We start from the raw sequence: 16,410 nt of genomic DNA on the forward strand, positions 1-16,410 counted from the left end.
CTTTCAGATGGGCTTTGACAGGATGGTCCTGCATTATCGTATGCGGTCAGGTTGTTGCGTGCGGTTCGGGATGGCGCAAATGTGGACGTCATTGCTCCGGACACGGCATCCCGGCGGTTGTCCAGACGGCCATATCCTCCAGATGCGCCCGCAGGCTGCCCGGGGCTGGATCGCGGCCCGCGCCGGGATCGAAGCTCCAGGTGATGAAGCCGATCAATTCGGCATCGTGCAGGATGTGTTCAACCAGTCCGGCCGCGTCGCGTCCGCCATTACGCGCCGGGTCGCGCATCTGGGCGCAGATCTCGGCGCTGCTGCGGTCGGTCCACTGGAATTCGACCGGTGCCAGCCGCCAGTCCATGCCGGTATGCGGAGGCGCGCGCGGCACGCTGTTCGGCCGCGTTGAGGTCTGGTGGCAGGCGTTGCAGGACAGGGTCTCGGCCCCGATCCGGCTTTCGCCTGCATTGATCGCCATGCCGTGGATCTGCTCGGGCGCCTCCACGGTGCCCCAAAGAGGAAGGTTGTCCGCCCCCACATGGCAGTTGAGGCAGCGGGGGTGCGACAGCACCGTGTGGATATTGTTCCAGGCGGCCAGCCCGTCCTCGGTCGGGACGGTCCCGACCTCCGGCAGCGCGGAAAGGTCGAGGCCGTGTTCGTCTTCGGCAAAGGCGAGGGTTCCAATCGCGAGACTGGCCGCGACGATCAGGGCAAGGCGAATGGGGGGCCTCATGCGAAATCCACCGATTTGTTGAAGGGCATCTCGCGTGGACGCTGGCCGGTTGCGGCGAAGATCGCATCGGCAAGTGCCGGGGCCGCAGGTGCGGTGGCCGGTTCGCCCAGTCCGCGCACCCGTTCGGCAAGCCCCAGCAGCCGCGTGTTGAAGCGCGGAGTCTGGTGCAGGCGCATCCCCTCGAAGGCATGGAAGTTGGTCTGCTGCACCGTGTGGTTCTCGTAGGTCAATTCGCAATTCATCGCGTGCCCGAGGCCGAAGATGGCGGCACCGGTCAATTGTGCCTCGGCGTTGACGGGATCGAAGACGGTGCCGCAGTCGGCAGCGATCCAGACCTCGTCGATGCGGATGCCCCGGTCGGTCATGGTCACGTCGATGACCTCGGCCACGGGCACGCCATGGGTATGGGCGAAAGCGATGCCGCGTCCGCGCCCCGGCCCGATATCGGCGCCCGCCCAGTTCGACATCTCGCCCACGGCTTCCAGCACGCGGCGGCTGTCGGGGTCGGCGATCAGGCGCAGCCGTTCCTCCAGCGGGTCGGCGCCGGCGGCGTGGATCAGTTCGGACAGAAAGCTTTCGTGGAAGAAGCTGTTGGAGCAGGCCCCCGGCGATCGCCAGGACCCGACCGGCATCATAGGCGGAGCGGCATAGCCCGTCACCCGATAGTTGGGGATAGCGTAGGGCTGGTCGAAGGCGCCCCAGACCAGCATCGTGTCGGGCCCCGGCGGAACGATGAAGATGCGCCCGAACCACGATGAGATGAGCGAGGGGCTGACGATATCCACATCGAACGCCTGCACTCGCCCATCGCCCACCGCGCCGCGACCCACGGCCATGTGCAGCGGCCGGGGAAAGTCGTGGGTCATGTCCTCCTCCCGGCTCCAGGTGGTCTTTACGGCCGTGCCGGGCATGGTGGCGGCGATCTGGATCGCTTGCACCACGTAGTCGTGGTCGAGCCTGCGGCCGAAGCTGCCGCCCGCAGGCAGGACATGGACGGTGACCTGCGAGGCATCGAGGCCGGTCAGCGCGACCGCTGCGTCGCGCACCACGGCGGGGATCTGGGTCGCGGTCCAGATCTGCACCCTGTCCGTCTCTACCAGCACCGTAGCGCAAAGCGGCTCGAGCGCGGCATGGGCGAGGAAGGGCGATCGGTATTCCGCCTCGATCACTGTGGCACCGTCCAGCGCCGCCTCGACATCGCCGTCGTCGCGCAGGCGGCTGTTGCGGAACTCATCGGTGCGCGCATCGCTCAGGGCCTGCCACATTTCGGTAGAGCTGGCGGGATAGTCGGGGGGCAGCCACTCGACCTCCAACGCCTGCGCCGCCTGAAACGCGAACCAGGTGTTGTCGGCGATGACCGCCAGCCCCTCGTCCACCTCGACGACCGACCGCACGCCCTGCATCGCCAGCGTGGCATCGGCGGAGTAGCTTGCCATGGCGCCGCCGCGCCCGGGGTTGGCGCGGACAGTGGCGTAGAGCATGCCGGGCAGGACCACGTCGATGCCATAGGCCTGGGTCCCGGTCGATTTCGCGACGATGTCGAGCCGTCGGTAGGGCTTGCCCAAATGCGTCCACGCTGAGGCGGGGCGGAGCGTCACGTCGGTGATGGGGTCTATCGCCGCCGCCTCGGCGCCAAGCTCCGTGTAAGGAATGCGCGTGCCGTCTGGCAGCACGACTTGCCCGTCCTCGGTCCGCAGGTCCGCCGTCGGCACGCCCATGCGCGCCGAAGCGGCGGCCTTGAGCGTCTCTCGGGCGGTCGCGCCAGCAAGGCGCAGGGTTTCGTGCAGGTCGGCGACCGACGACGATCCACCGGTGAACTGCGAACTGGTCAGCCGCGCGACCTGGCCCATCAGGTCGCGCACCGTGCTGGCCACGAAACCGTGGTCCCATGCAGGAAAAGGTAGGCTTTCCGCGGCGACGACAGCATTGAAATAGGCCTGATGCGGCTGTCCGGGGTCGAGCGTCGCAGTGCTTGGGTCGATATCAAGCTCCTCGGCGATCAGCATGGCCTGGGTCGAGGCGATGCCCTGGCCCACGTCAGCGCGCGGCACGATCAGTGTGATCCCGTCCGGCGTGATCTTGACGAAGGGGGTAAGCGCAGCCTCGCCCTGCGCCAGATCGTTCAGCAAGGGGTTGGGGGTCGGGCGGCTGACGAAGTAAGCCCCGAAGGCGACCCCGCCGAGAATGGCGGCCGATCCGATCAGAAAGGTTCGGCGGGCGATGGTTCTGGCACGTCCCATGGCTCAGGCCTCCCGCATCGCGCGGGCCGCAGCGTGGACGGCGGCGCGGATGCGCGGATAGGTCCCGCAGCGGCACAGGTTGCCCGACATCGCGGCGTCGATATCCTCGTCGGTCGGTTCCCCATTGCGCGCCAGAAGATCGGCCGCCTGCATGATCTGCCCCGATTGGCAGTATCCGCATTGCGCCACCTGATGGTCGATCCAGGCCGCTTGGATGACATGCAGCGCATCGGGGGTGCCCAGCCCCTCGATCGTGGTGATCTCGCCCCAGACATCGGCCAGAGCGACCTGGCAGGAGCGCACGGCTTCGCCGCCGATATGCACCGTGCAGGCCCCGCACTGAGCAATGCCACATCCGTATTTGACGCTGGTGATGTTCAGACCGTCCCGCAGCGCCCACAGCAGCGGCATGTCGTCCGGCAGGTCAACCGTGTGACTGGTGCCGTTTATCGTAAGGTCCATGGCTTTCTCCGGTCGGCTGGTGGACGAGACCTGGCGTATCGATCACTCCACGCTAGGCCCGACAGCGCACTGCGGCGATATGCATATGTGGTCAGGCGCATGCAAATCGGGTCAGGCGCTATTCAGGCGCTGGTCCTGCCCACCCGCACGTGGCATCGAGGCAAGGCATTTGAAGGCTTGCACGCATGGATAATTCACAGACCTATTCCCTGTTCATGGCGACCGACGTGGTATGCCGGATCCTTGGCGTGGATCCGCAGGTGATGCTCGAGACTGCGGGACTTGGCACGCTTCCCTACGGGCGGAGCGAGGTGCGCGGGACGGTGCAGCAGTATTTTGACTGCTGGAACACGATGGAGGTGCTGTCGCCACGCCCCGACTATGTGCCCCACCTCGGTGTTGCGATCTCGCGCGGACCGGTGATCCCGGTTTTTTTCACGTTGTCCTGCGCGCCGGACATGGAAACTGGCCTGATGCGTTTAGCGCAATTCAAGTCGCTGCTCGGCCCGACGCTGATGCGAGTGTTCTGGGATGGCGGGCTGTTGCGACTGGAATTCGACAGCGTCGATGCCCGCGTACCCATGCCGCCGAGCCTCGGCGCACTCCAACTGGTTACCGCGGTGGAGAACATTCGCGGCGCGACCGCCCAACCAGTCTGCGCCGTCGCCGCCGGTTTCGACGGGTCGGAGGAGGATCGGCACATGATCGCCGGTCATCTCGGTGCCATGCCAGAGCGGTCGCATGCCGCCTACGTGGCGTTTGCGCCCGAGGATGCCAAGCGCCGGTTCGTCTCCGAGAACGCTGCCCTCTGGGCCGATATCGAGGCCGACCTCAGGCTTCAGCTGGGGGCACAGAACGACCGTTGGCCGGTCGCCGAACGAGTTCGGGGAGCCTTGGTCGATCTGATGCCCTCGGGGCGCACAGGAGCCGAGGATGTAGCCCTGGCCCTGGGAATTAGCCGCAGCACGCTCCAGCGGCGATTGCGCGAAGAGGGGACGTCATATCAGGCGCTCCTCGACGCCACGCGGCGCGACATGGCGATCCGTTATCTCACCAAGACCACCCTGCGCGCCGATGAGATCGCAAGCATTCTGGCCTACCGAGACGCCAACAGCTTTTCGAGAAGCTTCCGCAGGTGGACGGGCCAAGCGCCTGTTGCCTTTCGCGAGACGCTGACGCACAAGCCGACGCGGACCGGAGATACGGAGTAGGTTCGAAGTGATTGCGGCGAGCGCATCGGCCGAGAGCAGAACCTCGCGCATCAGCTCGGCACTTTGAATTCGGCGATCACCTCGCGGCGGAACGGCAGACCAAGTTGCTATCCTCGGAAGCGCCGTCTTCCACGGGCATCTAAACAACCAGATTTGGCATCGTCTAGTTACCTGCGCGCTACAAGACTGTTGCATGGTTCCGATTCAGTCGGCTCTTGATTCAGCTTAGCTATGGTACAGCTTTCCAGAGCTTCAGGCGAAACACAGCATACATCTCCTTTGGCTCAGAGTGGCGTTCTGGTTCAACCTGCCCAGATGTCCGAGCCGCTGAGCGTATGAAACTCGCCAGCTGGAAGCACTCAAATCGTGCGCGCCAAAACCAAAAGCGTCTCCGGCTCTTGATACTGGCGATTATAATAGAAACGAATCGTCGACTCAGCCCGAGCTGTAACCAGCCAAATAGACTCGTATCCCAGCTCCTTCGCCAATCGTTCGAAGCTCAGCAACAGGCTCGCGCCGACACCTGCGTTTTGAAACTGCGGTTCGACAACGATCTCTGATAGATAAAGTGAAGTTCCTTGTGCGCCTGTATGCGGCACGCCGGCCGCAAATCCGACAAGACTATTCTCATGGAAGGCACCGATCGACAAACAACTCGGAGTGCTACTTAGCTCGTTCAGCCGTTGCATGGCGAGTTTTGGCGACCATTCCTCGTTCCAGGGCGGCGGTCTGTAGCATGCAATAAGCAGTCTCGCACCGATATCGGTGTATTCTGCCAGCTGGATGCGCCTAAAACGTACAATCCTATCACTCATCGCATTTCTCTCTTGGCGCTCGCTAAAATTTCTACTGTCCTGTTTGCTATTCCCGAAGACATGTGCAGGGCCAGGTGTCGAGTCATGTCGTCCAATCGAGGTGCAGAATTCACTGAAGCCTTGTGGTGAGGATTTTCATGCCAGCTGCCGTAAAGCCAACGGCGAACGCACCTTCGAACCAACGGCGGCCCGCAACATAGGCACGTGTGATCGACGATGTCGAAAACAACAGAGCATAGCCGAAGAATACGACCATGCTCTGAATTCCGACGGCTATCACGACCAAGGCAAGCTGCGCATGGCTCGCGTCGGAAGGCAGGCCAAGTGCGTAGAGGGCGCCGAAGAATAGGATAGATTTCGGATTGGTAATATGCAGCGCCGCACCCCGAAGGATCAGGCGGCTTGGTCGGCCTCCGATAGACCGTGGCGCGATTGTCTTCTGCGCCATCGCGGAACGTGCGGCTTTCCATGCAAGAAAGAAGAGATAGGCCGTCCCGGCATAGCGGATAACCTCGAGAACCCAGCCGTGCGACAGCATGATGGCACCTAGGCCAAAAGCGGCCGCCAGGGACCAGGTAAGTGATCCGATCACGATGCCGGAGGCGAGCAGGAGCCCGGAGGGGCGACCCCGCGCCATCGATGTGCCTGCGATCGCAAGTGTCGCGGGTCCCGGACTTGCGCTGGCAGCAAGATGCGCCAGCAGGATCAGAGCAAGATTGATGTCTCCGATCATCTGGGCCTCCGGTCGGAACGGGGTCTTCTTTCTGCGGCTGTGCTGGCCACGACGCTGGCAGGGGAGAAGACTTGCGCCAGTTCTGTAGGCGCGCTCTTTGCAATGCGCGCAACTTCTCTCAGGGCATGGGTCCAGATCGTCAGGTCGTTTGCTGAGAAGGCAATTCTGACCCCCGACGGGGCCGCACCAGGGACCACTGCGAAAGCACTCCCTGGTGCTACGGCGATGCCGATTTCGGCGCAGGCTGCTGCAAAGGCTTCGCTGCGCCAGCCTTTTGGAAGGGTGAGCCATCCGTGCAGTGCTTCCGGTGCGCCGGAGAAGTAGAGACCCGCGAGCGTCCTTCTTGCGACGTCGAACATCTGGCGCGCCTCTTGCCGCTTGATCTTCTCGACGGAGGCGACCGTTCCGTCCTCGATCCAATGCCGGGCGAGTTGAACGGCGAGGCTCTGCGCCATCCAGCCGCCGGATCTTGCCGCGCGCCGGATCGCATCAGCCATCGGCTCTGGTGGCGCGATGACCCCCAAGGAAAGACCTGGCATCAGCCTCTTTGAAAGGCTGTCGATGCGAATGACGTGTTCGGGCGCATACGAGGACAACGGCTTGTTTGGCTTCAGAAAGCTGTAGATCCGGTCCTCGATCGCACTGAGCCGATGGCGTTTCAGCACGTCGGCGATGCGCTGCTTGCGGTCCTCCGACATCGTCAGGACGAGGGGACTTTGCAACGTCGGCTGGAGATAAACGCCCTGTAGTCCCGTCTGCGCCGCACGATCCAGGGCGACCGGCGTCACCCCTTCGGCGTCCATTGAAAGGGGGACGAGATCGATGCCGAGTTGGCGGGCGGCAGCACTCACATAAGGATAAGTCATCGTCTCGACGCCGATGCGCCCACCGCGAGGGGCCAGAGCGGCCAGGCAGGTCGAGATTGCTTGCTTGCCGTTCCCGACGAGGACGAGCGAGTTGGGAGAAACAGGGTGCTCGGTAGAGCCGACAGTCTCGGCGAAGACCGACGCTACCGAAGGCTCGGTCGACGCCGAAGATGGTGCAACTGCGGATTGTTCCAATCCTTGGCGGAAAAAGCGCGCTGTCGATGCGGCGATACGGTCTCGCCCCTCCGCGCTTAACCTGAAGACGATGTCCAGATCGATGCCGCGGCCCGAAGGCTCTTGCAAGGCAGGATCGAGAGGCCGGAACCGGTTTGCGACAAAGGTGCCGCGCCCGACTTCTCCCACGACGAGACCTCTGCGGCGCAACTCTTCGTAGACGCGGCTGGCGGTCGAGACGGCGATGCCTTCGGTGTGGGCAAAGTCACGCTGCGGGGGCAGGCGCGCACCCAGGGGCAACTCTCCGGTCGCGATCCGCAGCGCGATACGATCTGCGATTTCGGTATAGGGCTTCAAGCGAAAATTGCTCCGAGTACAATGATTACCTTGATCGGAACATTAGGACAGTTCATTTCATGGAAAATCAAGGAGAATATTCAATGCCTACGCTTTCGCTTTGTCACCGCATGACAGCCTACATGGAGTGGGCCGACGATGTGATGCTCTCCGCCGCCGAAAGGCTGCCACAGGACGCCGTAAGTGCGCCGCGCGATGCTCTCTTCAAGTCGATTGCGGGTACGTTCGATCATACTCTGGTCGTCGGAGAGATCTTTCAGGCGCATCTGGAAGGTCGCTCCCATGGCCATGATGCGCGGCATCGGGCCAGTGTTCTCGACTTTCCACAAGTGGCAACGCGGCTGCGCGCCATGAACAGCTACTACGTGCGCTGTGCAAGGGACTGGACGACCAGCGATCTGGCCGAAACGATCGAGTTCACATTTGTTGGGGGTGGGCAGGGCGCAATGACCCGTGAGGATATCCTGCTCCACCTAGTCAATCATGCGACGTATCATAGAGGCTTTGTCAGTACGCTTCTTTATCCGCTCAAGGCTAAGACTGCAGCGAGTGACCTGACCGTCTTCCTCCGCGATGTGTGGCCTGAAATGGTCGTAGAGTTGAGGGCGGATGCATCGTCATGAAGATCGGATGGATTGGTTTGGGTGTCATGGGTTATCCGATGGCAGGGCACTTGGCGCGTGCAGGTCATTCAGTGACAGTTTTCAATCGAACGCCCTCCAAAGCCAGAGATTGGGTCGAAGAATACGGCGGCAGGCAAGCTGCGAGCCCGGCGGAAGCGACGATAGGCGCCGATATCTTTCTGAGCTGTGTTGGCGCAGATGAAGATCTTCGGGAAGCCACCATCGGGCCCGATGGAGCGTTTTCCGAACTTTCGGAAGGTGGGTGTTTCGTTGATTGTACCACCGCTTCTGCAGACGTAGCCCGTGAGCTTTCTCACCTGCTCAACGATAAAAGCTGCCACTATCTCGATGCTCCTGTTTCCGGTGGCCAAGCGGGTGCCGAGTCCGGCCAGCTCTCTGTTATGGTCGGCGGAGAGATCGCTGCATTTGAAATCGTCCAACCTGTGCTCGAGGTGTTCGCGAGGAAGGTCGTCAGGATCGGAGATGTCGGGTCCGGGCAAACTGCCAAAATGGTCAATCAACTTTGCATTGCGGGTGTTGTCCAAGGGCTGGCTGAAGGCATGGCCTTGGCAGAACGCGCCGGACTGGACATTCCCGCCGTCATGGAAGCGATCGCCGAAGGCGCCGCCGGATCTTGGCAAATGTCAAACCGCTGGAAGACGATGCAGGCTGGAGAATATGAATTCGGCTTTGCGGTAGACTGGATGCGCAAGGATCTTTCGATCGCATTGAAAGAAGTCGCTCGCCTTGGTGGAACAGCTCCAGTTGGTACTCTTATCGATCAATTTTATGCGGATGTGCAGCGCGCCGGTGGCGGGCGGTTGGATACATCGAGTCTGCTGAAAAGGCTGCGGTGACACAATGGCCGACCTCGACTCACTATTGGCTTTTGCATTCATCGTAACGCTCATTGTCACATCCCCTGGCCCGAACCTCTTTCTACTTTTGCGGACCGTGCCGACATTCGGTCGATTTGCCGGTTTGGCCAATACACTCGGCTTCGCGACAGCGATTCTGACCCACGCCACTTTGTCGTTCATTGGTGTAGGAGCGATCCTAGCGACTTCTGCTACAGCCTTCACATTTCTGAAGATCACAGGCGCGGGGTATCTTTTCTGGCTCGGGCTAAAAGCTTTGCGGTCTGCCATCGCGGGTCCGAGAACGATTTCGACTCCAGACCCTGACCCGGCAACCGAAGGTCTTGCGCCTCGTCATCTGAAGCGCTTCGCTGAGGGATTCCTGACCAATATCCTCAACCCAAAGCCGACATTGTTCTATCTTGCAGCGTTTCCACAGTTCCTCGCAGTCGGCGGTGCACCGCTCTGGTCTCAGGCTCTTTTGCTGGCATGGGTCCACGCGGCCATCGCTCTTGCGTGGTATGGCTTCGTGGTGCTGACCCTATCGCAATTCGTGGGCTGGCTCCGGCGGCCGCGGCTTTGGCAGGCGATCCAGGGGCTGACGGGGGTGGCCCTGACCCTGCTTGCGGTCCGCCTTTTGTTGTTCCGCCAATCACCGTGACGAGCCATCCAATTTGCTGAATTCAGCTTCAGGTCAGGACAGAAGACAATGAAAGCCGAACTCGATCACATATTTCTTTTCGTCGCGGACCGAAGCGTCGCCGAACGTCTGATGCAGACGGCTGGTCTGGTCACCAATTATTCCCGTCAGCATCCGGGCCAGGGGACAACGAACATCTGCGCCTGCCTCGACGACATGTTTGTCGAATTCCTCTGGCTGGATGGGTCGGAGATCAGCGCGGAAAGCGAACGCATCGGTCTGGGGGATCGCGGGCGCGGTGCCGGATCGCCGATCGGTGTGTCGTGGCGCGGTGCGGCGCCCGTAGCGTGTGACCCGTATTCGGCGCCGTTCCTGCCTGCCGGGGTGACGATCCCTGTTGCGAAGGCGAGCCTTGATCGTTCCTTGCCTTTCGTGTTTCAAACTCCGGGTGGCGTTCCGCCGATAGATCGGGCGGACGGTTTGGCCGGTGAGCGGCAGAGGCCACGATTTGCGACGCTTGCACTCTGCGAAGTCAGCCTCCCGACCCCGCAACAAGCCGCGCCTCTTCTTCAATGGTGCGAAAGGATCGAACTAGTGACGGGACAACCGGGGTTTCGGCTTGTGTTCGTCACGCCGGATGGATGTTCGAGCCAGTGCACCGGTTTCCTTTCACCGATCTGAGGTCGTCGGAGATGAGCTGAAATACACGCCCGATTTTCGACGGAACAAAGCTGTTCTGGAGCGTAGGTATCGGGGGCAACTGCACCAGCCTTTGGAAGACTACATGCTCTTCGATCTCCCCGACCACGACACGCTGTACCGCGCCCTGCTCGACCGGATCGAGGAGTATGATGGACGAGTCTACGTCTGCGTTGGGACAACGGGGATTTTCTGCCGGTTGACCTGTCCGGCCCGCAAACCGAAATCCGAGAATTGCACCTTCGTTGCCACTATCGGGGAATGCATCGAGATGGGCTTTCGCCCTTGCAAGCGCTGCCATCCCATGCAAGCCGCAGCTGCCGCCGATCCCGTTGTCGGCGAGCTCCTGAGGCTTCTTGACGAAAAGCCTGAGGTCAGATGGTCCGAACGGGACATCGCGCGGCTGGGTTACGACCTTTCCACGGTGCGGCGCAGTTTCAAACGACAGTTCGGCATGACATTCCTCGAGATGGCGCGTCAGCGCCGCCTGCGCGACGGGTTCGAGGCGCTTGCCGATGGTGGCAAGGTCATCGAGGCGCAACTGGAGGCGGGGTTCGACTCGCCCAGTGCCTTCCGGGCCGCTTTCGCCCGGCTGCTGGGGTGTCGACCAAAAGACCTCGGAACAGAGGGAACTCTGCTCGCGTCCTGGATCTCCACACCGCTTGGCGACATGGTCGCGGTGTCCAGCACGTCTCATCTGCATCTTCTCGAATTCGTGGACCGCAAGGCGCTGCCGAACGAGCTCAAGAAGCTGGCGATGCACGGCCGGAATGCGATCGGTCTGGGCAAGACGGCCGCGACGGAACAGGCGGCGGCAGAGCTTGACGCCTTCTTTGCGGGCACGTCGAGCCATTTCGAAACACCGTTGGCTCCGCCGGGGACGGCCTTTTCGAAAATTGTCTGGGATGCTCTGCGCGACATTCCCGCAGGTCAAACACGCAGCTATCGCGACATCGCTATTACCATCGGCAAGCCTTCCGCGACGCGCGCGGTCGCGCGGGCCAACGGCGCCAACCAGATCGCGCTCATGATCCCTTGCCACCGGGTGATCGGCGCGGATGGCAGCCTGACGGGGTATGGGGGCGGGTTGTGGCGCAAGCAGCGGCTTCTGGAAATCGAAACACGCTACAGTTTTGAACAGAAAGAACTCCAGCAATGACGAACCAGGCACAGAGAGCGGAGGCGTTCCGCGCGCTGCACATTCCGGGCAACCCGCTTGTTCTTTACAACATCTGGGACGCGGGCGGTGCGAAAGCGCTGGTCGACGCGGGCGCACCGGCCGTAGCCACCGGTAGCTGGTCCATGGCCGCAGCGCACGGCTTTGACGACGGGGAGGCGATCCCGCTCGATCTTGTTCTCACTTTGGTCGAGAGGATCACCGCTTCGGTGGATTGTCCGGTCACTGTCGATTTCGAAGGCGGCTATGCCCAGACGCCCGACGATATAGCCGGAAATGTCACGCGCTTGATCGCGTGCGGAGCGATTGGCTTGAACTTCGAAGACCAGATCGTCGGTGGAAAGGGGCTTCATTCGGTGGAAGACCAGGTTGCGCGCCTGCGCGCCGTCCGAAAGGCAGCGGACGATGCCGGGCTCCCGCTTTTCATCAACGCAAGGACGGACCTGTTTCTGAAGAACGAAGCGGGCGTTGAACACGCGCTTCTGGTCGAAGAAGCGATCGCGCGCCAGAACAGCTATGCCGAGGCGGGCGCGGACGGCTATTTCGTCCCCGGGCTGACCGACCCGACGCTCATCTCGCGCATCTGTGAGGCGTCGACGCTCCCGGTCAACGTCATGATGATGGGGGAATTGTCATCGGTGTCCAAGGTCGCATCGCTCGGCGTGGCACGTGCCAGCTATGGGCCCGGACCTTACATCATGGCCATGAAAGACCTAGTTGCTGCGCAGTCCGAGGCTCTTGCCTCGTGATGCGCTGCAGCCTGTGACCGACCGGATGCGATAGAGATGCAATGACGACCTCCATACTCCAATACTACGATATCTTCGACGAGTGGGCACGACTGGAGACGCCCGCCGGCATCGTCGAACTGGATCGGACGCTGCGGATCATTGATCGCTACGTTCCAGCGGCTTGCAATATGCTGGATTTGGGTGGTGGCCCCGGTCGGTACACACTCGCCATGGCGGAGAGAGGGCATCGGTGCCAACTTGTCGATCTGTCGCCGCGCCTTGTCGAGGAGGCCAATGCTCGCATTTCCGACAGCCTATACGCCACCACTACGCCGCGCGCGGTTGTTGGCGATGCGACCGACCTATCGGCCTTCGCCGACGCTTCTTTCGACTGCGTCCTTGCCCTTGGACCGTTTTATCACGTGACAAAGAACAAAGACCGAAAGACGGCCGCGCGCGAGTGTTTTCGTGTCTTGCGTCGTGGGGGCGTCGTTCTGGCCGCGTTTATTCCGAGGCTGAGCGGCGTTGCGGATCTGATAGATCGAGCGGCCAGATCGCCGGAGCAGGTCAATGTCTCTGCGTTCACCGATGCGGCAACCGACGGCATATTTGAAAATGCCTCTGCCGAAGGCTTTCAGTCCGGGTGTTACCTGACACCACTCGAAGCCGGTGATCTCTTCCGAGCTTCAGGATTTCAAGTCGACAAGACCATCTCTGTCCGGAGCATTCTATACGGAAGGGAGAAGGCGTATCTGGAGATCGCACAAAATGAGCCTGATCTTGCGAAGGTCGTCCAGACACATGCCGACGAGCTGTCGTCAGAGGAGGCCGTGGTGGCAACCTGCGGGCAAGCACTCGTTGTCGCAAGAAAACCGGCCTTGTGAATGGGCGTGACCTTGAGCTTCATTGGATCAGGCGCATCGCTGCAATTCAGCTTTGATTGGCCCTGAGAAGGAAGCGGCCGCGCGTCGCATCCGGACCGGTAGCCGCTTCGCTCGTTCATCTAGGCTGCTGCCGTCGCTTCGATTTCGAAGAGCAGGCCGGGTATGGCGAGGCGCGTGACCCCGAGCAAGGTCATCGGTGGTGCCACCTGGTGAGGGCCGAACCGCATCCCCATCAAGTCGAAATTCTTCAATGCCTCGTCCACGTCCGTCGCATAGATGCCGAGCCGGACGACATTGCCGAGGTCCATGTCAGCCCCTTTCAGCACCGCCTCGAGATTGTCCAGGGCGAGGTCGATCTGGGCCCGCATATCGCCGGCATGCTGAGGATTTCCGTTCGCGTCGACCGCCGTCTGACCCGCGCAGATCAGTTGGCGCGTCGCGCCCTCGATCGCTTCGGCCTGGTTGTATCCCAGCTTGATCGACCAATCCCACGGGTTCACTGCTGTCCGTTCCATGTCGCAATCTCCTATTTCAGTTGCCGGAAAAGGGGTAGGACAAAACGGTGACAAATCTTGGCACCTTTTGTGCTATCGTTTGCGAATGAATGTAAGACTCAGACATGACGCGATCATCCGTTCGCTGCGTCGTAACGGCACGTCCACGATCGGGGCGCTTTCGCAAGAGGTCGGGGCGTCCCGACGGACCATCCTGCGCGATATCGGTGCCTTGCGAGATGAAGGATATCTGATTCATTCCGACGTGGGGCGAGGCGGCGGAGTGCAGCTCGATCCGCAATCGCTGCACACAACGGCAAAGCTTTTGGTCCCGGAGGTATTTGCGTTGCTCATCAGCGTCGCGGCCATGCGGGCCGCCGGAAACCTTCCTTTCGCAGATCTTGCGGATGTCGGCCTGGCCAAGATCGAGCGGTCGCTGTCGGCTGACAGGGTCAGAGATTTGCGCGCAATGCTCGCATGCCTGCACATCGGTCAACTGTCGCCGCTGCAAGATCTATCGGATTTGGGGGAAATGGATCCGGAGCTGCTTGCTGCCTTCGAAACCGCGTTCCTTGCTCGTCGGCTCCTCCGGTTCCAATATCGCGATGCAAGAGGTCGCGAGACCCAGCGGGAAGTTGAGCCGCAAGCAATGCTCGTCCTGTCGCCACTATGGTATCTTGTCGGTTGGGACCCTGACCGCGATGGCTTTCGACACTTCAGGATGGATCGGATCAGTAGTCCGGAAGCGCTGTCGGAAACGAGCTTCCGCAGAAGGCACGTCCCCTTCGAAGATGATGTCTGTCCGTACAATGAACTTCGAACAAGTTGAGCCTACAGGCCACCCAGCATCGCCCATATATCATGGAGGACCGGAGCGATTTCATCGGCAACTTCGTCATTTGGGTGGATGATATGCACGATCTGTGTGCAGTCAACTTCCATCTAAGATTAACATAATTAGCCTTATGCGACTTTTGATAAACCACTGACAAATATAGGAAAAGCCTCCGTCAGGCCTTTACTACTCCGCAATTGGCGGAAACCTGCCCGATCTCCGGACCCCTTCCCTCGGCAGGCCCCATCCATGTTATCATCACAACCTGATGGCGAGCGATTTCGAGAACCGAACCCTTTCAGACTTCAGAGAAACCAACGCCCTCACCGTCGAATGTATAGTATATCGCGTGGCTAAATACGCGACATCGTGGCCGAGCTTCGGCCATGAAGCTGCGGGAACGAGTAGGTCTGAACATTCAGGAACTCCGGCGTATCCAGGGGATAAGCCAGGAGGACCTCGCGCATCGGGCCGGCATCAACCGCGGCTACATGGGCAAGCTCGAGAACGCGAAGTACGCCGCCTCGCTCGACAAGATCGAGGCGATTGCCGAGGCGCTGAAGGTCGACCCCGCGGAGCTTCTGAAGCCCAGGTCCTGATCGACGCGGTGCCCGCCGCGACACGCGCGGTCCGTGTCTGATCGTCTGACATATGGCCTCCCCGTTCGGGAGGGATTTGTTAAGGTAAATGCTGAAGAGCGGACGGTTTGGCTCGAGCATGTCTGGAACACCGGGAGGCGAACCCGGACCATCGTCGATCCGGACCTGGCCGAGGCGCCGGTCAGCGAGCGCGCGCTTCCGGACATCCGGGGACAGCAACGGTGAGAGTCCCCATGACTACCGATAGTATGGGCGCATTCTCGCCTAAACGATAGAGTGCACATTTTTACATATTGCGCGGAGATGTCTTTGCGCGCTTTCCTGCCGGATGTAGAAGGACTCCCGTGGGGGAGTTCGGTGCCGATCGCAAGAGACCAGATCCTGATTACGATCGATGGGGTGAAAGACCTCATCGAGTCGGGAGTCGATTACCGCTGTCGGTACGAGCTTGTCGGGTTCACGGACGATGGGAAGCCCCGCTACCAATGCATCTACCTGCGCGAAGGCGAACCGGAGGCGGTGCTCGTCTCCACCCGCTTCGGCCCCTACGGGCCTGAGGCGCGTCTCTTCAACATCTGGCCCGGACTCTTCAAGCACCATCACGAGTTCGGCGACGGTCACGCGCTCACCTTTGACGACGCGTACAACATCGTCTTCGATCCCCCGGGCAGCGACAAGGATGGTTCGCGCGGACGGAAGCGGAAAGCCAACTGACAGCAATCAGCTGCGCGGAACGGACTGCGTCTCATTCGGCCGAATCCGCCGACAGACGGGACAACGCCAATGTCGAGTTCCTCTTCACCGAGCGGTGACGCCTGTGTCGCGAAGGCGCAGCAATACTATATTTATGTAATGCACGCTCGACAGATTTGAATTCAGGGCAAGACAGCTACAGCACGTTCTCGGGGGCCACGATTCAGATGTTCCTTTCCCTTTCGACGGGGGGCCACGCCCGTGACTGCACATCGTACCGAAGGCACCGCCATTGCGCGGCTCTATGGCCGGGACCCGGCCAAGATCATCGCCTGGGTCTACCTCTGGAACACGGAAGAGCTCACGATTCTGTGGCTCGGACGAAAACGTCAAGTCCGTTTCATCGATCCGCCGATCGATAAAGACCGGTTCTGCCCAAACCTCCGGGCCAACCGCGAGGTATTCGCCCGCATCTCGGCGGCCCGGGCCAGGTCGGTGCCGAAGTCCTGAGCTGCGCTGTACCCCTAGAGCGCTACAGGAAGCAGGCTTGCCAAACGTGGAAAATCTGCGACAATGCTATATCATTGTATGGC

General features: G+C 61.2%; 19 protein-coding genes. 12 read left to right on the forward strand and 7 right to left on the reverse strand.

Annotated features, from left to right (window positions below; all coding sequences use genetic code 11):
• Positions 1 to 88: 88 nt before the first annotated feature.
• From R5H30_RS19850 to R5H30_RS19860, 3 genes are read right to left on the reverse strand one after another with little or no spacing between them, the layout of a single operon-like run.
• Entirely contained in the window at positions 89 to 727 is a 639-nt protein-coding gene (locus R5H30_RS19850) for a hypothetical protein (RefSeq protein ID WP_318330396.1), read from the reverse strand.
• The gene (locus R5H30_RS19855; RefSeq protein ID WP_318330398.1) at positions 724 to 2,967 is read right to left on the reverse strand and encodes a xanthine dehydrogenase family protein molybdopterin-binding subunit; all 2,244 of its coding nucleotides are present in this window, start codon (positions 2,965 to 2,967) and stop codon (positions 724 to 726) included. The genes R5H30_RS19850 and R5H30_RS19855 overlap by 4 nt, the downstream gene beginning before the upstream one ends.
• A 3-nt stretch (positions 2,968 to 2,970) precedes the next feature.
• Entirely contained in the window at positions 2,971 to 3,429 is a 459-nt protein-coding gene (locus R5H30_RS19860) for a (2Fe-2S)-binding protein (protein WP_318330400.1), read from the reverse strand.
• Between the two features lie 215 nt (positions 3,430 to 3,644).
• Here R5H30_RS19860 and R5H30_RS19865 point away from each other — a divergent pair, with 215 nt between their 5' ends.
• Entirely contained in the window at positions 3,645 to 4,640 is a 996-nt protein-coding gene (locus tag R5H30_RS19865) for a helix-turn-helix domain-containing protein (RefSeq protein WP_318330401.1), read from the forward strand.
• A gap of 359 nt (positions 4,641 to 4,999) precedes the next feature.
• Here the strand turns inward: R5H30_RS19865 and R5H30_RS19870 are convergent, their stop codons facing one another.
• The 3 genes from R5H30_RS19870 to R5H30_RS19880 all read right to left on the reverse strand — a co-directional run bounded on the left by R5H30_RS19870 (position 5,000) and on the right by R5H30_RS19880 (position 7,585).
• Positions 5,000 to 5,455, reverse strand: coding sequence for a GNAT family N-acetyltransferase (locus R5H30_RS19870; protein WP_318330402.1), 456 nt, complete (start codon positions 5,453 to 5,455; stop codon positions 5,000 to 5,002).
• 109 nt (positions 5,456 to 5,564) lie between these two features.
• Positions 5,565 to 6,188 (reverse strand): LysE family translocator, encoded by a 624-nt coding sequence (locus R5H30_RS19875; protein ID WP_318330403.1) that lies wholly within the window; start codon positions 6,186 to 6,188, stop codon positions 5,565 to 5,567.
• A complete protein-coding gene (locus tag R5H30_RS19880; protein WP_318330404.1) occupies positions 6,185 to 7,585 on the reverse strand; it encodes an aminotransferase-like domain-containing protein in 1,401 nt (466 codons plus the stop codon). The genes R5H30_RS19875 and R5H30_RS19880 overlap by 4 nt, the downstream gene beginning before the upstream one ends.
• A gap of 59 nt (positions 7,586 to 7,644) precedes the next feature.
• Between R5H30_RS19880 and R5H30_RS19885 the strand changes: the two genes are divergently transcribed.
• The 7 genes from R5H30_RS19885 (at position 7,645) to R5H30_RS19915 (ending at position 13,196) form a co-directional block, all read left to right on the forward strand.
• Complete coding sequence (locus tag R5H30_RS19885) at positions 7,645 to 8,208, forward strand: DinB family protein (RefSeq protein ID WP_318330405.1); 564 nt, start codon at positions 7,645 to 7,647, stop codon at positions 8,206 to 8,208.
• Positions 8,205 to 9,065 (forward strand): NAD(P)-dependent oxidoreductase, encoded by an 861-nt coding sequence (locus R5H30_RS19890; RefSeq protein WP_318330406.1) that lies wholly within the window; start codon positions 8,205 to 8,207, stop codon positions 9,063 to 9,065. Before R5H30_RS19885 ends, R5H30_RS19890 begins: the two co-directional genes overlap by 4 nt.
• 4 nt (positions 9,066 to 9,069) lie before the next feature.
• Positions 9,070 to 9,726, forward strand: a complete 657-nt coding sequence (locus tag R5H30_RS19895; RefSeq protein ID WP_318330407.1) for a LysE family translocator — start codon at positions 9,070 to 9,072, stop codon at positions 9,724 to 9,726.
• A gap of 48 nt (positions 9,727 to 9,774) precedes the next feature.
• A complete protein-coding gene (locus tag R5H30_RS19900) occupies positions 9,775 to 10,386 on the forward strand; it encodes a VOC family protein (protein WP_318330408.1) in 612 nt (203 codons plus the stop codon).
• 103 nt (positions 10,387 to 10,489) lie between these two features.
• Positions 10,490 to 11,563 (forward strand): bifunctional transcriptional activator/DNA repair enzyme AdaA, encoded by a 1,074-nt coding sequence (locus R5H30_RS19905; protein WP_318330409.1) that lies wholly within the window; start codon positions 10,490 to 10,492, stop codon positions 11,561 to 11,563.
• A complete protein-coding gene (locus R5H30_RS19910) occupies positions 11,560 to 12,330 on the forward strand; it encodes an isocitrate lyase/PEP mutase family protein (RefSeq protein ID WP_318330410.1) in 771 nt (256 codons plus the stop codon). Before R5H30_RS19905 ends, R5H30_RS19910 begins: the two co-directional genes overlap by 4 nt.
• A 41-nt stretch (positions 12,331 to 12,371) precedes the next feature.
• Positions 12,372 to 13,196 (forward strand): class I SAM-dependent methyltransferase, encoded by an 825-nt coding sequence (locus tag R5H30_RS19915; protein ID WP_318330411.1) that lies wholly within the window; start codon positions 12,372 to 12,374, stop codon positions 13,194 to 13,196.
• Positions 13,197 to 13,315: 119 nt separating this feature from the next.
• Here the strand turns inward: R5H30_RS19915 and R5H30_RS19920 are convergent, their stop codons facing one another.
• Positions 13,316 to 13,711 (reverse strand): RidA family protein, encoded by a 396-nt coding sequence (locus R5H30_RS19920; RefSeq protein ID WP_318330413.1) that lies wholly within the window; start codon positions 13,709 to 13,711, stop codon positions 13,316 to 13,318.
• A gap of 85 nt (positions 13,712 to 13,796) precedes the next feature.
• Here R5H30_RS19920 and R5H30_RS19925 point away from each other — a divergent pair, with 85 nt between their 5' ends.
• The 4 genes from R5H30_RS19925 to R5H30_RS19940 all read left to right on the forward strand — a co-directional run bounded on the left by R5H30_RS19925 (position 13,797) and on the right by R5H30_RS19940 (position 16,327).
• Positions 13,797 to 14,519, forward strand: coding sequence for a helix-turn-helix transcriptional regulator (locus R5H30_RS19925; protein ID WP_318330414.1), 723 nt, complete (start codon positions 13,797 to 13,799; stop codon positions 14,517 to 14,519).
• 392 nt (positions 14,520 to 14,911) lie between these two features.
• A complete protein-coding gene (locus R5H30_RS19930) occupies positions 14,912 to 15,124 on the forward strand; it encodes a helix-turn-helix domain-containing protein (RefSeq protein ID WP_318330416.1) in 213 nt (70 codons plus the stop codon).
• A gap of 357 nt (positions 15,125 to 15,481) precedes the next feature.
• Positions 15,482 to 15,838 (forward strand): hypothetical protein, encoded by a 357-nt coding sequence (locus tag R5H30_RS19935; RefSeq protein ID WP_318330417.1) that lies wholly within the window; start codon positions 15,482 to 15,484, stop codon positions 15,836 to 15,838.
• A 240-nt stretch (positions 15,839 to 16,078) separates the two neighbouring features.
• The gene (locus R5H30_RS19940; RefSeq protein WP_318330418.1) at positions 16,079 to 16,327 is read left to right on the forward strand and encodes a hypothetical protein; all 249 of its coding nucleotides are present in this window, start codon (positions 16,079 to 16,081) and stop codon (positions 16,325 to 16,327) included.
• Positions 16,328 to 16,410: the final 83 nt, after the last annotated feature.

It is taken from the genome of Roseobacter sp. FCG-D35, assembly GCF_033436665.1.
GTDB lineage: Bacteria > Pseudomonadota > Alphaproteobacteria > Rhodobacterales > Rhodobacteraceae > JAWQFO01.

Coding starts and splice junctions, on each gene's coding strand:
- R5H30_RS19920 (WP_318330413.1), bottom strand. CDS start 13,711: ATGGAACGGACAGCAGTGAACCCGTGGGATTGGTCGATCAAGCTGGGA.
- R5H30_RS19930 (WP_318330416.1), top strand. CDS start 14,912: ATGAAGCTGCGGGAACGAGTAGGTCTGAACATTCAGGAACTCCGGCGT.
- R5H30_RS19915 (WP_318330411.1), top strand. CDS start 12,372: ATGACGACCTCCATACTCCAATACTACGATATCTTCGACGAGTGGGCA.
- R5H30_RS19905 (WP_318330409.1), top strand. CDS start 10,490: ATGCTCTTCGATCTCCCCGACCACGACACGCTGTACCGCGCCCTGCTC.
- R5H30_RS19895 (WP_318330407.1), top strand. CDS start 9,070: ATGGCCGACCTCGACTCACTATTGGCTTTTGCATTCATCGTAACGCTC.
- R5H30_RS19885 (WP_318330405.1), top strand. CDS start 7,645: ATGGAAAATCAAGGAGAATATTCAATGCCTACGCTTTCGCTTTGTCAC.
- R5H30_RS19900 (WP_318330408.1), top strand. CDS start 9,775: ATGAAAGCCGAACTCGATCACATATTTCTTTTCGTCGCGGACCGAAGC.
- R5H30_RS19875 (WP_318330403.1), bottom strand. CDS start 6,188: ATGATCGGAGACATCAATCTTGCTCTGATCCTGCTGGCGCATCTTGCT.
- R5H30_RS19910 (WP_318330410.1), top strand. CDS start 11,560: ATGACGAACCAGGCACAGAGAGCGGAGGCGTTCCGCGCGCTGCACATT.
- R5H30_RS19925 (WP_318330414.1), top strand. CDS start 13,797: ATGAATGTAAGACTCAGACATGACGCGATCATCCGTTCGCTGCGTCGT.
- R5H30_RS19850 (WP_318330396.1), bottom strand. CDS start 727: ATGAGGCCCCCCATTCGCCTTGCCCTGATCGTCGCGGCCAGTCTCGCG.
- R5H30_RS19870 (WP_318330402.1), bottom strand. CDS start 5,455: ATGAGTGATAGGATTGTACGTTTTAGGCGCATCCAGCTGGCAGAATAC.
- R5H30_RS19860 (WP_318330400.1), bottom strand. CDS start 3,429: ATGGACCTTACGATAAACGGCACCAGTCACACGGTTGACCTGCCGGAC.
- R5H30_RS19890 (WP_318330406.1), top strand. CDS start 8,205: ATGAAGATCGGATGGATTGGTTTGGGTGTCATGGGTTATCCGATGGCA.
- R5H30_RS19865 (WP_318330401.1), top strand. CDS start 3,645: ATGGCGACCGACGTGGTATGCCGGATCCTTGGCGTGGATCCGCAGGTG.
- R5H30_RS19855 (WP_318330398.1), bottom strand. CDS start 2,967: ATGGGACGTGCCAGAACCATCGCCCGCCGAACCTTTCTGATCGGATCG.